General features: G+C 31.5%; 20 protein-coding genes. 14 read left to right on the top strand and 6 right to left on the bottom strand.

Translation table 11 applies throughout. The features are described from left to right. Positions 1-23: 23 nt before the first annotated feature. Genes L8V88_RS05050 through bioD form a run of 3 tightly spaced genes read left to right on the top strand, consistent with a single transcriptional unit; the run spans position 24 to position 1,265 of the window. A complete protein-coding gene (locus tag L8V88_RS05050) occupies positions 24-371 on the top strand; it encodes a DMT family transporter (RefSeq protein ID WP_039619258.1) in 348 nt (115 codons plus the stop codon). Continuing rightward, positions 371-685, top strand: a complete 315-nt coding sequence (locus L8V88_RS05045) for a DMT family transporter (protein WP_039619256.1) — start codon at positions 371-373, stop codon at positions 683-685. Before L8V88_RS05050 ends, L8V88_RS05045 begins: the two co-directional genes overlap by 1 nt. Positions 686-692: 7 nt before the next feature. Continuing rightward, positions 693-1,265 (top strand): dethiobiotin synthase, encoded by a 573-nt coding sequence (bioD, locus tag L8V88_RS05040; protein ID WP_263727131.1) that lies wholly within the window; start codon positions 693-695, stop codon positions 1,263-1,265. Here bioD and L8V88_RS05035 read toward each other — a convergent pair. Next, on the bottom strand, positions 1,239-2,507 hold the full coding sequence (locus L8V88_RS05035; RefSeq protein ID WP_263727130.1) for an adenosylmethionine--8-amino-7-oxononanoate transaminase: 1,269 nt from the start codon (positions 2,505-2,507) through the stop codon (positions 1,239-1,241). The two genes, bioD and L8V88_RS05035, sit on opposite strands and share 27 nt — an antisense overlap. A 129-nt stretch (positions 2,508-2,636) precedes the next feature. Here L8V88_RS05035 and L8V88_RS05030 point away from each other — a divergent pair, with 129 nt between their 5' ends. The 4 genes from L8V88_RS05030 to bioC are packed head-to-tail and all read left to right on the top strand — an operon-like array spanning position 2,637 to position 5,621. Further along, a complete protein-coding gene (locus L8V88_RS05030; RefSeq protein ID WP_263727129.1) occupies positions 2,637-3,191 on the top strand; it encodes a tetratricopeptide repeat protein in 555 nt (184 codons plus the stop codon). Then, positions 3,191-4,315 carry an aminotransferase class I/II-fold pyridoxal phosphate-dependent enzyme gene (locus tag L8V88_RS05025; protein ID WP_263727128.1) on the top strand — a complete coding sequence of 375 codons (1,125 nt, stop codon included), beginning with the start codon at positions 3,191-3,193 and terminating at the stop codon, positions 4,313-4,315. The genes L8V88_RS05030 and L8V88_RS05025 overlap by 1 nt, the downstream gene beginning before the upstream one ends. Next, positions 4,312-4,938 carry a pimeloyl-ACP methyl esterase BioG family protein gene (locus L8V88_RS05020; protein ID WP_263727127.1) on the top strand — a complete coding sequence of 209 codons (627 nt, stop codon included), beginning with the start codon at positions 4,312-4,314 and terminating at the stop codon, positions 4,936-4,938. The genes L8V88_RS05025 and L8V88_RS05020 overlap by 4 nt, the downstream gene beginning before the upstream one ends. Beyond that, a complete protein-coding gene (bioC, locus tag L8V88_RS05015; protein WP_263727126.1) occupies positions 4,923-5,621 on the top strand; it encodes a malonyl-ACP O-methyltransferase BioC in 699 nt (232 codons plus the stop codon). Before L8V88_RS05020 ends, bioC begins: the two co-directional genes overlap by 16 nt. Here bioC and blaOXA read toward each other — a convergent pair. From blaOXA to surE, 4 genes are read right to left on the bottom strand one after another with little or no spacing between them, the layout of a single operon-like run. Then, complete coding sequence (gene blaOXA, locus L8V88_RS05010) at positions 5,595-6,362, bottom strand: OXA-493 family class D beta-lactamase (RefSeq protein ID WP_263727125.1); 768 nt, start codon at positions 6,360-6,362, stop codon at positions 5,595-5,597. The two genes, bioC and blaOXA, sit on opposite strands and share 27 nt — an antisense overlap. After that, positions 6,359-6,808 carry a GNAT family N-acetyltransferase gene (locus tag L8V88_RS05005; protein ID WP_263727124.1) on the bottom strand — a complete coding sequence of 150 codons (450 nt, stop codon included), beginning with the start codon at positions 6,806-6,808 and terminating at the stop codon, positions 6,359-6,361. The genes blaOXA and L8V88_RS05005 overlap by 4 nt, the downstream gene beginning before the upstream one ends. Continuing rightward, the gene (locus L8V88_RS05000; protein WP_263727123.1) at positions 6,792-7,445 is read right to left on the bottom strand and encodes a ThiF family adenylyltransferase; all 654 of its coding nucleotides are present in this window, start codon (positions 7,443-7,445) and stop codon (positions 6,792-6,794) included. Before L8V88_RS05000 ends, L8V88_RS05005 begins: the two co-directional genes overlap by 17 nt. Then, on the bottom strand, positions 7,438-8,211 hold the full coding sequence (surE, locus tag L8V88_RS04995; RefSeq protein ID WP_039642308.1) for a 5'/3'-nucleotidase SurE: 774 nt from the start codon (positions 8,209-8,211) through the stop codon (positions 7,438-7,440). Before surE ends, L8V88_RS05000 begins: the two co-directional genes overlap by 8 nt. Before the next feature lie 121 nt (positions 8,212-8,332). On the opposite strand from surE, the gene pepE reads away from it, so the two are divergent. Then, entirely contained in the window at positions 8,333-9,037 is a 705-nt protein-coding gene (gene pepE, locus L8V88_RS04990) for a dipeptidase PepE (protein WP_263727122.1), read from the top strand. 9 nt (positions 9,038-9,046) lie between these two features. Further along, the gene (gene dcuC, locus L8V88_RS04985) at positions 9,047-10,339 is read left to right on the top strand and encodes a C4-dicarboxylate transporter DcuC (protein ID WP_263727121.1); all 1,293 of its coding nucleotides are present in this window, start codon (positions 9,047-9,049) and stop codon (positions 10,337-10,339) included. A gap of 24 nt (positions 10,340-10,363) precedes the next feature. Here dcuC and pepT read toward each other — a convergent pair whose 3' ends face one another. After that, the gene (pepT, locus tag L8V88_RS04980) at positions 10,364-11,590 is read right to left on the bottom strand and encodes a peptidase T (protein WP_263727120.1); all 1,227 of its coding nucleotides are present in this window, start codon (positions 11,588-11,590) and stop codon (positions 10,364-10,366) included. Between the two features lie 153 nt (positions 11,591-11,743). Here pepT and L8V88_RS04975 point away from each other — a divergent pair, with 153 nt between their 5' ends. The 5 genes from L8V88_RS04975 (at position 11,744) to greA (ending at position 15,616) form a co-directional block, all read left to right on the top strand. Then, positions 11,744-12,556 (top strand): RICIN domain-containing protein, encoded by an 813-nt coding sequence (locus L8V88_RS04975; protein WP_263727119.1) that lies wholly within the window; start codon positions 11,744-11,746, stop codon positions 12,554-12,556. Further along, positions 12,556-13,359: a cytolethal distending toxin subunit B family protein gene (locus L8V88_RS04970; protein WP_263727164.1), complete on the top strand. Its 804-nt coding sequence runs from the start codon at positions 12,556-12,558 to the stop codon at positions 13,357-13,359. The genes L8V88_RS04975 and L8V88_RS04970 overlap by 1 nt, the downstream gene beginning before the upstream one ends. A 9-nt stretch (positions 13,360-13,368) precedes the next feature. Continuing rightward, a complete protein-coding gene (locus L8V88_RS04965; RefSeq protein WP_263727118.1) occupies positions 13,369-13,941 on the top strand; it encodes a cytolethal distending toxin subunit A in 573 nt (190 codons plus the stop codon). A gap of 82 nt (positions 13,942-14,023) precedes the next feature. Further along, entirely contained in the window at positions 14,024-15,121 is a 1,098-nt protein-coding gene (lpxB, locus tag L8V88_RS04960; RefSeq protein WP_263727117.1) for a lipid-A-disaccharide synthase, read from the top strand. Between the two features lie 9 nt (positions 15,122-15,130). After that, positions 15,131-15,616 (top strand): transcription elongation factor GreA, encoded by a 486-nt coding sequence (gene greA, locus L8V88_RS04955; protein ID WP_039619215.1) that lies wholly within the window; start codon positions 15,131-15,133, stop codon positions 15,614-15,616. Positions 15,617-15,618: the final 2 nt, after the last annotated feature.

Below are 15,618 nucleotides of genomic sequence, written 5' to 3'. Positions count from 1 at the left end.
CGCTTTTGAAAAAAAGGTAGATTATGATAGAAAGAACAAAAATAAGCTCTAATTTTGGTTGGTTTATGGTTATTTTAGGTGGTTTGGTTGAGTGTTTTTGGGTGAGTGGTTTAAAATACTCTACTGAAATTTGGCATTATGCTTTAACAGCTATTGGCGTAAGTATATCTTTTACATGTTTTTTAAAAGCTTGCGAAAGACTTGAAGTAAGTATTGCTTATAGTGTTTTTGTAGGTATTGGCACGGTTGGAGTGGTGCTTAATGAGATGTTTATTTTCAATGAGCCAACTTCCATTACTAAGCTTGCTTTAATAGCTATTTTACTTTTAAGTATTATAGGCCTTAAAATCATTAGCAAGGAAGCTAAATAATGGAATGGTTTTTTTTATTTTTAGCGACTGCTTTTGAAATTTTTGGTGTAATTATCATGAAGCAACTTGTAAGCACTAAAAATAAGCTTTATCTTTTAGCTTTGATAGTGTGTTTTGGTTTTTCGTTTGGGTTTTTAAGCCTTAGTATGCAAAGCATTGCTATGAGTGTGGCTTATTCTATATGGACAGGAGCTGGAACCGCAGGTGGGGTTATCATCGGAGTGCTTTTTTATAAAGAAAGTAAAAGCTTTTTAAAGCTTTTTTTAATTGCTCTTATCATTGCTTGTACTGTGGGTTTAAAAATACTTTCATAGGCTTAAAATGAAAATATACATTAGTGGTATAGACACAGATGTTGGTAAAACTTATCTAAGTGCTAGACTTTGTAAGGAATTGGATTTTGATTATTTTAAGCTTATCCAAGCAGGCACGCCAAAAGATAGCGAGGTAGTAGCTGAGTTTAGTCCAAAAACTAAGATTTTTAAAGAAGGTGTGTTTTTACAAACCCCTGCTTCCCCGCACAAAGGTAGGATTTTAGAAAATTTAAGCTATAAAGCCTTTGATATACAAATTCCACAAAGTGATAAACTCATCATCGAGCTAGCTGGTGGGCTTTTTTCGCCCCTTGATGATGAAAAAACAATGATTGATTATATGAGCGAGTTTAAGTACCCTACGATTTTAGTGGCAAAATACTATCTAGGAAGTATCAATCACACGCTTTTAAGTATAGAAGCACTAAAACAAAGAGATATTAAAATCCTTGCTTTAATCTTAAAAACCCAAGATAATTTTGGCAAGGATTTTATAAGTAATTACGCTAAAATTCCTATCATAGAATTTGATGATAAAGTGTGTGAAAAACTTTCAAAAATCCTTGAAAATTTCTCTTAAAGACTGCACTACATAAGCAATCTCATCTTCATTTATAACATATGGTGGCATGAAATAAATTGTATTTCCAAGTGGTCTTAAAAGCAAGCCTTTTTCTAAGGCTCTTTGAAAGACTTCAAGTCCTGCTCTTTTATATTTGCTTTTTTGTATATCAAATGCACTTACCATACCTAAATTTCTAAAATTTCCTAAAAAGTCAAATTCTTTTAAACTCTCCCATTGAGTTTTTATAAAAGCACTTTTGATTTTATTTTTTGCGATGATATTTTCTTTTTCAAAAATATCCAAAGTCGCATTAGCCGCTGCACAAGCTAGGGCATTACCCGTGTAAGAGTGAGAGTGTAAAAAGGCCTTTTGGCTCTCATAGCTATCATAAAATTTCTCATAAATTTCATCTTTAGTAAGCACCACTGAAAGTGGTAAATACCCACCCGTGATAGCTTTAGAAAGACATATATAATCAATACTTTGTGAGCAATAATCAAGCGCAAACATTTCCCCTGTGCGTCCAAAACCTGTGGCTATCTCATCAAATATCACTTGCACACCATAACTTTTAGCAAGTTTAACCGCCTCATCTAAATACCCAAGCTCATACATATGCATATTGCCCGCACATTGAAGTAAAGGCTCAAGTATAAAAGCACAAATTTCATGATGATGATTTTTTAAAATGCTTTCTAAAATTTCAAGTTCTTTTGTATAGTCTTTGTTTGTTGGCACAGGTGTTGTGATACTTTTTAAAAGTAAAGGCTCATAGGTTTTTTTATAAAGTGCTACATCGCCAACGCTTAATGCACCTAAGGTTTCTCCATGGTAAGAATTGCTAAGAGATAAGAATTTATCCTTTTTAGAGCCATTGTTTAAGTGGTATTGAAAACTCATTTTTAAAGCCACTTCTATGGCTGAACTACCATTGTCTGCAAAAAAGCATTTATCAAAAGGCAAAAGCTCACAAAGTCTTTGCGAAAGCTTTATGATAGGCTCATGTGAAAAACCAGCAAGTAAGACATGCTCTAAACTTTGAAGTTGATCTTTGATTTTTTCATTGATATATTCATTACAATGGCCAAAGATATTTACCCACCAAGAGCTAATGCAGTCTATGTAGGATTTTTCATCAAAATCATACAAATACACTCCCTTGGCCTTTTTTATAGGTATTAAAGGTAAAAACTCATGATCGCTCATTTGTGTGCAAGGGTGCCAAATGTATTTTAAGTCTAGTTCTTTTAAATTCATTTTTACTTCTTTGATTTTTATTACTAATGATACTACAATTTTTACTCAAATTTATGCTTTAAAATGAAAAAGGATTATTTAGAAAATATTTATATAATTAGCTTTTTATCTTAAATTTAAAGGTAAAGTATGAAAAAAGTATTGATTATCTTAGCGATTTTATTTTTAAATTTTGCATATTCACAAGAGGATATACTCGAAAAAGATTGTATAGAAAATAAAAAAGGAAAAAGTTGTTTTAGACTTGGTTTTCGATATAAAATGTATGAAAATTACCCTAAAGCAGCGGAATTTTATAAAAGATCTTGCGAGTTAAATGACGATAATGGTTGTTTTGGGCTTGCAATTTTATATGAAACTGGAGAAGGTGTTAAAATGAGTGGTTTAATGGCTGAAAAATTTTATAGCAAAGCTTGTTCTTTGGATAATTTTTATGCTTGTGCTCACCTTGGAGTTTTATATGAGAAAGGACAAATTGTCAGTAAAAATAATTTTAAAGCCGTAGAGCTTTATAGAAAAGCTTGTGATATGAACTATGAAGAAGGATGTAATAGTCTTGGTTTTATGTATGAAAATGGCAAAGGCGTTAGAAAAGATATCTCTAAAGCTTTAGAATATTTTGGCAAGGCTTGTGATTTAAAAAGCGATGAGGGGTGTCAAAACTACGCAAGGCTTAAACAATAATGCAAATTGCACAAATTTTAGATGCATTAAAACAACAAGATAATTTTAGAAGTCTACGCTCATTAGGGCATGAGGGAAAATATGTTATTTATAATGAGCAAAAATTACTAAATTTAGCGAGCAATGATTATTTAAATTTAAGCAATGAAAAAGCATTAAAGCAAGATTTTTTAACACATTTAAAAGAATTTGAATTTTCTAGTTCAAGTTCAAGAAGCTTGAGTGGAAATTATGCGATTTTTGATGAATTTGAAAGCTTTTTAGAAGCTAAGTTAGGCAGAAAAATCTTGCATTTTAACAATGGCTATGCCTTAAATGTTAGCTGTTTGCAAGCTTTAGCAAGCATTAAAAATACTTTGTTTTTAGCAGATAAGCAAGTGCATGCAAGTATCATCGATGGTTTAAGGCTTGGCGGGGCTAAATTTATAAGATTTAAGCACAATGATATAAAGCATTTGCAAAGCTTAGTGCAAAAGCATTATAAAGAATTTGAAAATATTATCATCATAAGTGAAGCACTATTTAGTATGGATGGAGATTTTGCACCTATAAAAGAATTCATAAATTTAAAAAAAGAGTTTAAAAATATCAAAATTTATATTGACGAAGCTCATAGCATAGGGTGTTTTAATGATGATGGTTTGGGTTATGTGAGATTTTTGGGCTTAGAAAAGGAAGTGGATTTTTTAGTTTTTACCTTTGGTAAGGCTATAGCTTCTATGGGCGCTTGTATGATAAGCGATGAAAAAGATTTTTTTATCAACAAAGCAAGGGCCTTTATATACTCAACTGCTATTGCACCTATTAATGTAGCTTGGACCTTGCATGTTTTTAAACATTTACATGAATTTAATGCTCAAAGAAAAGAGCTTTTAGAGTTAAGTACTTGGTTTAAAAATGCTTTAGCAAGTAAAGGTGCAGTTTTAGGCGAGGCTTATGTGATATCTTTTATTTTAGGGCAAAATGCACTAGCTAGTGAAATTTCTCAAAAGTTTTTAGAAAATGGTATTTTTGCACCTGCTATTAAAGAGCCAACTGTGGCTAAAAATACAGCTAGAATTCGCTTTTCTTTGCATGCTGGTTTAGTAAAAAAAGACTTAGAAAAGGTTTTGGAGGTACTTTGAAAACTCATTTTTTACATGAAAATGCAAATTCATCTGAGTTGATTTTATTTTTTTCAGGATTTTGCTCGCATTTTAGCCATTTTACGCATTTAAAAAGTGATGTAAATGTTTTAATGATGTATGATTATACGAGTTTTGATTGGGAATTTGATCTTAATAAATTTGAAAAAATCACCCTTGTTGGCTTTTCTATGGGAGTTTGCGTGGCGAGTAAAATTTTAAAAGATATAAAATTTGATAAAAAAATAGCCATAAATGGCACAAATTTGCCTATAGATGATGAATTTGGGATCAAAAAAGCCATTTTTAAACTTACAATGAAAAGATTTGCTTTAGAGGATTTTAAAGCAAATTTGCTTGAAAAAAGAATGAGTTTAAGTGATGGATTTTATTTTGAAAAAAACGAGCATTTAAAAGCAGAACTTTTAAGCTTATATGAGTTTTGCACTAAAAACTTAAATGAAAATTTCACTTGGGATAAAGCGATAATTAGCAAAGAGGATAAAATCTTTCCACCAAAACATGCTTTTAATTTTTTCAAAGAAAAGGCAATGTTTATCGATGAGCCACATTTTGCATTTTTTAAATACCACACTTGGGAAGAGCTTTGCAAACTTTCATAAGAGCAAAAGACACTTATAGCGCAAATACGCCTGTGCAAAAAGACATGGCTAAAGAGCTTTGTAAAATGCTTAGTGAGAATGATTTGAGCGATTTTAAAGCGGTGTTTGAGTTTGGCTGTGGGGTAGGGGTTTTTAGTAAGGCTTTGCAAGAATGCATTAAATTTAAGTATTATTTTTTAAATGATATTTATCCTTTTGAAAATCCTTGTAAGTTTGATGAATTTAGTGTTTTTGATATGAATGAACTTAAAAATCATCATTTTTATACGAAAAAATTTGATCTTATAGCTTCAAATGCTTGTATGCAGTGGCTAAAGATAGATGAGCTTTTAGAAAATCTTGCAAATATGTTAAATAAAAATGGGATTTTGCTTTTTTCTACTTTTGGAGAAAAAAATTTCACTCAAATAAAGCAAAGCACTAATTTATCACTTGAATATTTAACTTTAGAGCAAATTGCACAAAAACTTTCTAAAAAATTTAAGATCATAAAGGTAAAAGAAGAATTAAAAGAGCTAAAATTTGATGATACTTTGGAGCTTTTTAGGCATTTGAAATTAAGCGGGGTAAATGCTTTGAGTGATAAATTTTTTATAAGCAAGGCATTTTTAAAAAACTACGAAAAAGAATTTCAAAATACCTTGACTTATCATCCTTTATTTTTTATGTGTCAAGTTTATTAAATTTGATAGATATTTTTTTGCTAATTCTTCTCTTAGATAAAGCTTGTTAAAATCACTTATATCCATACATAAAGCAAAGGCATAAATTTGATGAGTTTTTTTGTCTTTTATAAAACCTACGATTTGTCCGTATTTTTCTTTTCCCCAGCCTGTTTTTGCAAAAAACTCATAATGGTTATTTTCACTAAGTTTTATTATATTTATAATTTCTTTTTGTATATTTTTAGGATAATCTAATTTTAGATTTGCTAGTTCAAAAAGTAAGTTTGCTTGTTCTTTAAGACTAATTTGCAAAGAATCATCAAGCCAAAATTCATCAATTTTACTTATTTTTTGGTTGCCATAGTTGAGTTTATTTAGGTTTTTTTGCATTTTTTCTAAGCCTATTTTTCTAGCTAGTTCTTTATAAGCAGGAACTTGGGATCTTTGCATAGCTAGGGCTAAGTTTGCGTCATTTTTCCAAGAGGGTAAAAATACTTTTTCACCTTTGTAATGATAAAAAATCTCATTAGTATTTTTCACAACGCCTTCATTCAGTGCGATTAGGGCATTGAAAATTTTAAAAGTAGAGGCAGGTAGAATGCGTTTGTTTGCTTTTGTAAAATCATTACTATAATAATCCTTGCCATCATAAACTATAAAAACTCCACTTTCATTGTAATCTTTAAAAAGATCTTTTAAATTTTCATTTGCCAAAGCAAAAGAGCAAAAAAGACTAAAAAGTAAAAGTAATTTTTTCAATTTATTTCCTTTTTCATTAAAAAATTTTTTAATTCTTGTTGATCTCTTATAGCAATGTTTTCTTTGATGATTTTAAATCCTGTTCTTAAAAAGAAATTTTTAGCGCTAAGGCTAGCAAAAGTATAAATTTCACTATAAGGGTAGCTTTTAAGAGCAAATTCTAATAAAGCTTTGCCATAACCTTGATGAGTATAGTTTGCATGAGTAAAGCAAAGATCGAGTGTTTTTTCTTCTAAATTTATACTTATAAAAGATATGATTTGGCCTTTTTCTTCATAAACAAAGCCTAGTTGATTTTGAAATTTTTCTTCCCAAGCTTTTTGGTTTATATTAATCCAAGCATGAATTTGTTCTTTTGTGTAATCATTTTTACAAAGAGTGGATACGCTTTGCTTAAAAAGCTTGATACAAGAAGCTAAGTCTTTTATATCAAGCTTTCTTATCAAGCACTTTCCTTAAAGCCAAAGAAGCTAAAGCAAGTCCAAAAGAGGCTGTCACTCCCATAAATGAGCCAAGATCTTTACAATGAGCTTCTTCATCTGAAAATACCACATCAAAATCCCCTTTAAAGCCTGATTTTCTAAGCTCATAGCGGAATTTTTTAGCTAGGGCATCGCCATGTGTTTTAAATATGCTTGTCGTTTTAATACGCGTTGGATCAAGCTTTCTAGCTCCACCGGTTGATGAGATAAAAATTTGCTTTTTCAAATCAACCAAGTTAGCCAAAGCAACCTTAGCAGGTATATCATCAATCGCATCAATGATAAGATCAAATTCGCTCAAATCAAAACTTTTCAAAAAATCATCATCGATTTTACTAACTATACCTTTAGCATTGTAAATGCGTTCAAAAACCTTAGCTTTTTCCTCGCCTATATTTTCACTATGAAGTTGGCGGTTTTGATTAGTAGTTTCAAATTTATCCGCATCGATTAAAGTTAGATTGCTAAAGCCACTTCTAAAAAGCGCATCAGCGCAAATTCCACCAACTCCACCTAAACCACAAACTAAAACTTTGGTATTTTGAAATTTAATAAAATTTTCTTCATTAACAAGCCATTTTATACGCGTGTATCTATCCATTTTTCATCCATTTTTTGAGATTTTTCATTTGTTTATACGCTGTTAGATCAAGCATTATAGGGGTTATTGTGGCATAGCCTTGTTTTAAAAGTGCTATGTCTGAGTCTTTTTCATTTTCATGATCAAGATTAGCAGCAGCTAGCCAGTAGTATTCTACACCTCTTGGATTTGTATTTGAGTGTGCTTCATAACTATAAATTCTTTTACCTGCTTTGCAAATTTTTAAGCCCTGAAAGGCTGTTTTGCTAGAAGGAAAGTTGATATTTAAAAATTCTTTTTTATCTAAAGGAAAGCCCTTTTCAAAGATATTTTTGACTATTTTTTTAGTAAGCTTTAAAGCAAGTTTATAATCAAGCTCTTTTTGACTATCTTTGTAAAATTGTGATAAAGCAATGGCAGGAATTCCATGAAGTACAGCTTCCATAGCACCTGCGCAAGTTCCTGAGTAGGTTATATCCTCGCCCACATTAGCACCTTTGTTAATTCCACTTATGACAAGATCAGGTAAACGCTTTTTGTATAAAGCATGCAAAGCTAGATAAACACAATCTGCAGGCGTGCCATCATCAAGCTTGTAAAATCTTTTACCAACCTTGTGAAATCTCAAAGGTTTGGTTAGCGTTATGGAGTGTGAGCATGCTGATTTTTCACTAGCAGGAGCTACTATGGTAATTTTAGCTTTAAAATGCTTTCTTAGCATTTTAATAAGTTTTTTTAAGCCTTCACTTTCATAGCCATCATCGTTTGTTATTAAAATTTCTTTCATACTTTTTCCTTTTTTTAAATTTTAACACAAGTAATACAATATTTTTTTATTACTAAATTGTTTTTTCATTTTTTAAATATTAAAATTACAGTTTTGATTAATTTTTTTAAAGGAAAGAATGATGTCAAAACTTTTACTTTTTAGTGCTTCTGGTTATAAAGATAGTGCGTATTTAAGTCATACTAGAGAATTTATAGATGATTTTTTAAAAGAAAATTCTATGGTAGATGAAGAAATTCTTTTTATGCCTTATGCGGGAGTTAGAAGGACTTATGATGCTTATGAGGCTAGGGTAAAAGAAGGTTTGAAAAAAGATAATATCAAATCATTGCACCATTTTGAAAATTTAAAAGAAGCGATTTTAAATGCAAAAGTTTTTTTAGTAGGTGGAGGCAATAGCTTTATGCTTTTGCATAAATTATATGAAAATGATTTGCTTGAAGTTTTAAAAGAGCGTATTGAAAAAGGGGCTTGTTATATAGGTTGGAGTGCAGGCTCAAACATAGCAGGGCTTAGCATAAAAACAACTAATGATATGCCTATTGTTATGCCAAAAAGTTTTGATAGTTTAGGGGTTTTTCCTTATCAGATCAACCCGCATTTTATTAGTGGGAAAATTCCTGGGCATAATGGAGAAAGTAGAGAGGAGCGTTTGGAAGAGTTTTTATTAACTAATCCAAAAGACATTGTTTATGCTATACCGGAGGGTTCTGCATTAAAAGTGCAAGATGATAGCTTAAAAATCATAGGTCATCATGATGTGTTAAAGCTAAGCTATCCATTTAATGTGGAATATTTAAAAGTCAATCAAATAACTAAAATCTAAAGGAGAAAAATGCAAACTTTTTATCTTTTAGCTGCGATTTTTGGCATTGTGGCTGTGGTTTATTTGCTTATTAAAAAAGTAGAAACAAAAACAGCTTTAATTAGTGTTGGTTTTATTTTGTGCTTGATTTCGCTTAAACCCATTGAAGCTTTGAGTGCTTTTACACATGCTATGGTGCAACCTGCCTTGATTAAGGCAATTTGTGCAAGCATGGGCTTTGCTTTTGTGATGAAAGTAACTAAATGCGATAAACATTTGGTTAAATTGCTTACAACACCTTTGAAAAATGTAGGATTTTTCTTAATCCCACTTGCTTTTATGGTGACTTTTTTCATCGCTATAGCTATACCTTCAGCAGCAGGATGTTCGGCTGCAGTTGGTGCGACTTTAATACCGCTTTTAATGGCTTCAGGTATAAAACCTGCCATGGCAGCAGCAACAGTGCTTTGTGGAACTATAGGAGGAATTTTAAGTCCGGGTGTTTCCCATACTGCTTTGATTTCTGAAATTTCAGGGAAAAATATACAAGAAATTGTTTTAACTCAAACTCCAAATGCATTAACAGCAGGGGTGATAGTGATGATTTCTTTGATGATTATGGCAGTGGTTTTTAAAGACTATCAAAAAGGACAAGTTTTTGAAGTGGCAAATCAAAATAAGACTGAAGATAATATTGAAAAAGTAAATGTATTTTATGCGCTTATGCCTTTAGTACCTTTAATTGTGCTAATTATAGGCGCAAGTCCTTTAAATGATTATGAGTTTTTAACATGGACAAAACAAGTTGGAGTTGCTGAAGCTATGCTTTTAGGGGCGATTATAGCTTTAGTAGTAACTATGAGTAAGCCTGATAGTATTTTTAAAGAGTTTTTTAATGGTATGGGAAAATCTTATGCAGAGATTATAGGGATTATCATAGCTGCTAGTATTTTTGTTGCAGGTTTAAAAGCATGCGGGGTGATCGATATCATCATAGAATGGCTTAAAAATGAACAACATTATGTGCGTTTTGGTGGAACTTTTATACCATTTTTAATGGCTATGGTTACAGGTAGTGGTGACGCTGCTGCTATGGCATTTAACAAGGCTGTAACTATTCATGCTCAAGATCTTGGTTTTGATCAAGTTAAACTTGGTACTGCAGTGGCAATGTCAGCAGTGCTTGGAAGATACCTTTCGCCTATTTTGGGAGCTTGTATTATCGTTTCAGCTATAGCAGGGGTTAGTCCTTTAGAAATTGTTAAAAGAACTGCTTTAGGTTGTGTTATTTCGGTGGTTGTAATTGCTTTTGTGTTATTATAAATTTAAGCCTTTTAAGGCTTAAATTTATTTTGCGGCTAGGATGATGATTTCTTGTATAACTTTGCTTGCTGCTTTTAAAGATTTAACAGGTAAATACTCATAAATAGAATGAAAATTATGTGCTCCGGTAAAGATATTTGGACAAGGCAAGCCTTTTTCTGAAAGCACCGCTCCATCATATCCTCCACGCATAGGAATGATTTTAGTTTTGATATTTAAATTTTCATAAGCTTGTAAAGCAAGTTTAATAGGCAAAGATTCGGTTGTTTTTAGACTATTAAAGACATTTTTATAACGATCATTGAGCTTAATGTTAATTCTTTCTTCTCCGTATAGCTTTTTAAAACTATCGCTTAAATCTTGTAAAAATTGCATTCTTTGTTTGTATTTTTCATCATCAAATTCTCTAACATCTATTTTTAAAATAGTTTTAGCACTATTTCCTTGGAGCTCTTTAACCCAAAAATATCCTTCTTTGTTTTCTGTATATTCAGGTGCTTCTCCATTTGGAAGCATAGAGATAAATTTGTGTGCTAAAAGTAAAGAATTAACTAATTTTCCTTTAGCGCTCATAGGATGAGCAGATTTTCCTATAAATTCTACTTCACAATCTCCTGCATTCCAATTTTCATAAATAAACTCTCCTATCTCACAACAGTCTAAACAATACCCAAAATCAGCATTAATTTCTTTTATATCAAAAGCTTTTGCCCCTCTTAAACCTTGCTCTTCATCAGGTAAAAAGCAAGCATAAATATCACCATGTTTAATATCAGGATTTTTAACAAAAAACTCAAGCATATCCATAATCGCTGCAATGGCTGCTTTATCATCAGCTCCAAGTAAGCTTGTGCCATCGGTGTGGATGATATCATCTCCTATGTAGTTTTTAAGTTCTTTAAATTCACTTTCTTTTAGATAAAGATCTAAGTTTTTATTTAAACATATATTCCCACCTTGATACTTAGTGATTTGTGCTTTGGTATCGTTAGTTTGCTCCATACTTGTATCTAAATGTGCAAAAAAGGCTATTTTAGGAGCATTTGGAGTGTTTGCTGGTAAAAGAGCTGTGGTGATGGTGTTTTCTCTTCTTTTGATATTTTTTAAACCTAATTCTTGTAATTCTTTTTCAAGTAATTTTGCAAGCTCCATTTGATTAGGGCTTGATGGCATAATGCCTTTAGCACCATTTTCTCTACTTGTGGTGGTGTTTATTTTAGTGTAATTTATAAATCTTTGAACAATATCCATAATTTTTCCTTTATATTAAAATTAATAAATTATAACAATTCATTTTTTAAATATTTGATAAAACTAAGAAAAAATTATTAAATGATATTTTCTATCAAAATTTGTTTAAAATTATGATAATATATTTAAATTTATATTTTTTAAGGAGAAGAAATGCAAAAACTTAAATTTATAATGATATTGAGTGCATTTATAACTTTTTTTATTGGATGTTCTTCTAAAGAGCAAATTAATCCTTTAGGACGCTCTTTGGGTAAAATGAATGATAGTGATCCTTTAAAAATAGGCAAAAATCCAACTCCACCTGCTAAGCAAAAAGAGCCACTTTTGGTAGAAGGCAAGAAATTTCCAGCTATACCACTTGAGCCACCACTTATGAAAGTCAATACTTTTAAAGGGGATAATCCTATCAAAGGCCCACTTCCAAGGCTTACTTCAAATAATGAATTAGCTCAAAATGCTTTATATGAAAATATAGGATTTGTAAGTGACTTTGTAACTATTATGAGTCCAAATGGAGCTGCATTAACGGTTTGGGCTTTAAATCCGGGTAATTGGATATGGGGGTATAATTTATTTGATAGTAAATCTTTTGGCGATGCAAGAGTATGGCAGCTTATTGAATTTCCAAACAATACTGTAATGATCAAAAATGCAAAAACTTTTACTTGTTTAACTGCTTATGGTAATGGTATAGTACATTATCCTTGCGATCAAACAAATTTTGCACAATTTTGGAGATTTTTTCCTATGAGTAATGGTGCTTATCAAATTCAAAATTATGCTACACAACAATGCATACAAACAACGGTTGCAAATGTAATGGAGGAATTTAACTTTGATTATTACAGTATATATTTAACCTCTTGTTTGAAATCAAAAGAAAAAAATCTAGATAGACAATGGAGCATTGGTGCGCCAGCTTTTGAAACAATATCACCTTATGCTTATACAGGAGAGCAATGATGAGAAAAATTGTATTTTTAATTTTTAGTTTTAATTTATTGTTTGCTGCTTTAGAAAATTATAATAGTGGCACTTGGAATTTACAAGGTGCGTCTGCATCGACAGAAAGTAAGTGGAATATTAGCATAAGACAACTTGTAACCGGTGCTAATCCTATGGATATTTTAGCTGTTCAAGAAGCAGGAGTTTTACCAAGTACTGCGATGATGACACCAAGGCAAGTTCAACCTGTGGGAGTTGGAATTCCTATACATGAATATGAGTGGAATCTGGGCTCATCAAGTCGTCCAAATTCTGTTTATATATATTACTCAAGAGTAGATGTTGGAGCAAACCGTGTGAATATGGCTATTGTAAGTAGAATGAGAGCAGATGAAGTTTATGTTTTACCACCTCCAACCGTTGCTTCAAGACCTATTATAGGCATTCGTATAGGAAATGACGCGTTTTTTAGTGTGCATGCTTTATCAAGAGGGGGTAATGATGCAGGAGCTATTGTAAGTGCTGTAGATATGCATTTTAGAAATATGCCACATATTAATTGGATGATTATGGGGGACTTTAATAGAGGGCCTGACACCCTTGTGGGTTTGCTTGATCCTGATTTAAGATCGCGTATTAATATAGTTTCACCACCTTCTTTTACACAAACTGCTGGAAATACGATTGATTATGCGATTACAGGAAATTCAAATACAGGAACTTTATATAATCCGCCTGCAATTCTTGCAATATTAGCTGTAGCAGGGCTTAGAACCTTTTTGGCTTCAGATCATTTTCCTGTAAATTTTAGAAGACCTTAGGAGAAGATGATGAGAAAAATTTGTATTTTATTTTTTGCTATTTTAGGGTTTTTAAGAGCTGAGGTTTTGTTTGATGATTTGGAAGACTTTACTCCTATGCTTGCTATAAGATCTTTAGAAACAGGAATTTCACTAAGTCCTTTTAGGTATAGCTCTGAAAAATTAGAAGAACAAAATTGGTTTTTAAAAGAAATAATACTCAGTGAGGAATTAAAAGAAAAAGATAGATATGCCGTGCAACGCCCTTTTGGTTATGTGCAATTTATAAATCCTAGAGGTGCTGATGTGTGTTTGGCTGTTTTAGATGAAAGAACTTTTGGAACAAAATCTTGCAAACAAGATTTACAAGATGGACAAATGCAAACGGTTTTTTCTGTTATGCCTACGACAAGTTCAGCTGTGCAAATTAGATCTTTAACGCATGGCGGGGTAAAATGCATGAGTACTTTTTATGATGCATATATACCTATAGAAAATCGCTTTGGTTTAGATGATTGCACTGTAAATCCTTCTGTACCTATAGCGTTAAAAGAATTATTTTTCTTTACTCCTGCTATCGTTGAAGCAACTCCAATTTATTAAACTAAACCCGCTTTTGCGGGTTTAAACTCTAAGTTAAAATTTGTTAGAATGTCTTTTTAAATTGGTATAGCAAGGTAAGTGAATGAAAACCTTTTTAGTTTGTGCCTTAGAGCCTTCAGCAAATTTACATTTAAAAGAAGTTTTAAAAGCTTATAAAAATGAGTATAAAAAATTTGATTTAGTAGGAATTTATGATGAGAGTTTGTGCAAAGAATTTAGTCTAAATTCCAAGCCACTTTATAGCTCACATGAGTTTAGTGCTATGGGTTTTATAGAGGTTTTGCCACTCATTTTAAAAGCCAAAAGAGCTATAAAAGAGCTAGTAAATTTAAGTCTTACTCAAAAGGTTGATGCGATTTTATGTATCGATTCACCTGCTTTTAACATACCTTTTGCAAAAGCTTTAAAAAAAGCAAATTCCAAAGCAAAAAAAATTTATTATATCTTGCCTCAAGTTTGGGCGTGGAAAAAAGGTCGCATACCTATCATAGAAAGTCATTTTGATGTGCTAGCTTCTATCTTGCCTTTTGATAGTGAGTTTTTTAGTAAAAGCACTTATGTGGGACATCCGCTTTTAGATGAGATAAAAGAATTTAAAAATCAAGAAGATATAAATTCTATACTTTCAAAAAATGATGATGAGAAAGCAATCGCTTTCTTGCCAGGCTCAAGAAAAAGTGAAATAAAGCGTTTAATGCCTATTTTTAGAGAATTAAGCACTAAATTTAAAGGTAAAAAAATCCTTTGTGTACCTGAGTTTAATTTAAAAAGACTAGAACTTTATGGGGATATAAACGGTTTTGAAATTCAAAGCAATACCCCAAAAGTGCTTAAAAATGCTGATTTTGCTTTTATTTGTAGTGGCACAGCTACACTTGAAGCAGCTTTGGTTGGCACGCCTTTTGTGCTTGCTTATAAGGCTAAAGCTATTGACGTATTTATCGCAAGATGTTTTGTAAAACTCAAACACATAGGCCTTGCAAATATCTTTTTGGATTTTGCAGGAAAAAACGAGCTTAATCCTGAATTTTTACAAGAGCAAGTGAATGTGGAAAATTTATATCAAGCTTATCTTAAATACGATTATAAGGCATTTTTTGATAAAGTAGATTTTTTAAAAGAATATTTGCAATTTGCAAGTGCAAAAAATTTAGCTAAAATACTTTATGAAATCAAATAAGGATAAATCATGCAAAAAGAACCTATGAGTAAATATGGTTATGAGAAATTAGAAAAAGAATTAGAACATTTAAAGAAAGTTGAACGCCCAAAAGTAGTAGAAGAAATAGACATAGCAAGAAGCCATGGAGATTTAAAAGAAAATGCAGAATATCACGCAGCTAGAGAAAAACAAGCTTTTATAGAAGGAAAGATAGCTGAACTTGGAGATTTGATCTCAAGAGCACAAATCATCGATCCATCTTCTTATGAGCATGATAGTGTAAAATTTGGCTCAACTGTTGTTGTAGAGGATTTAGAGAGTGAAAAACAAAGCACTTATACTTTGGTAGGGGTAAATGAGGGAAATTTAGAAAAAGGCTATATTTCCATTAGTTCGCCTATTGCTAAAGCAATGCTTGGTAAAAAAGAAGGGGATGATTTTAAAGTGCGTTTGCCAAAAGGGGAAAGTGAATTTGAAATCATTTCTATAGAATACAAAGCTTTGGAATTTTAATT

The organism is Campylobacter sp. IFREMER_LSEM_CL2101 (assembly GCF_025771825.1).
GTDB lineage: Bacteria > Campylobacterota > Campylobacteria > Campylobacterales > Campylobacteraceae > Campylobacter_D > Campylobacter_D lari_C.
Note: the sequence above shows the minus strand (reverse complement) of the source record. Positions and strands in the feature narration are given on the sequence as shown.

Coding starts and splice junctions, on each gene's coding strand:
- L8V88_RS05050 (WP_039619258.1), top strand. CDS start 24: ATGATAGAAAGAACAAAAATAAGCTCTAATTTTGGTTGGTTTATGGTT.
- L8V88_RS05045 (WP_039619256.1), top strand. CDS start 371: ATGGAATGGTTTTTTTTATTTTTAGCGACTGCTTTTGAAATTTTTGGT.
- bioD (WP_263727131.1), top strand. CDS start 693: ATGAAAATATACATTAGTGGTATAGACACAGATGTTGGTAAAACTTAT.
- L8V88_RS05035 (WP_263727130.1), bottom strand. CDS start 2,507: ATGAATTTAAAAGAACTAGACTTAAAATACATTTGGCACCCTTGCACA.
- L8V88_RS05030 (WP_263727129.1), top strand. CDS start 2,637: ATGAAAAAAGTATTGATTATCTTAGCGATTTTATTTTTAAATTTTGCA.
- L8V88_RS05025 (WP_263727128.1), top strand. CDS start 3,191: ATGCAAATTGCACAAATTTTAGATGCATTAAAACAACAAGATAATTTT.
- L8V88_RS05000 (WP_263727123.1), bottom strand. CDS start 7,445: ATGGATAGATACACGCGTATAAAATGGCTTGTTAATGAAGAAAATTTT.
- surE (WP_039642308.1), bottom strand. CDS start 8,211: ATGAAAGAAATTTTAATAACAAACGATGATGGCTATGAAAGTGAAGGC.
- pepE (WP_263727122.1), top strand. CDS start 8,333: ATGTCAAAACTTTTACTTTTTAGTGCTTCTGGTTATAAAGATAGTGCG.
- dcuC (WP_263727121.1), top strand. CDS start 9,047: ATGCAAACTTTTTATCTTTTAGCTGCGATTTTTGGCATTGTGGCTGTG.
- pepT (WP_263727120.1), bottom strand. CDS start 11,590: ATGGATATTGTTCAAAGATTTATAAATTACACTAAAATAAACACCACC.
- L8V88_RS04975 (WP_263727119.1), top strand. CDS start 11,744: ATGCAAAAACTTAAATTTATAATGATATTGAGTGCATTTATAACTTTT.
- L8V88_RS04970 (WP_263727164.1), top strand. CDS start 12,556: ATGAGAAAAATTGTATTTTTAATTTTTAGTTTTAATTTATTGTTTGCT.
- L8V88_RS04965 (WP_263727118.1), top strand. CDS start 13,369: ATGAGAAAAATTTGTATTTTATTTTTTGCTATTTTAGGGTTTTTAAGA.
- lpxB (WP_263727117.1), top strand. CDS start 14,024: ATGAAAACCTTTTTAGTTTGTGCCTTAGAGCCTTCAGCAAATTTACAT.
- greA (WP_039619215.1), top strand. CDS start 15,131: ATGCAAAAAGAACCTATGAGTAAATATGGTTATGAGAAATTAGAAAAA.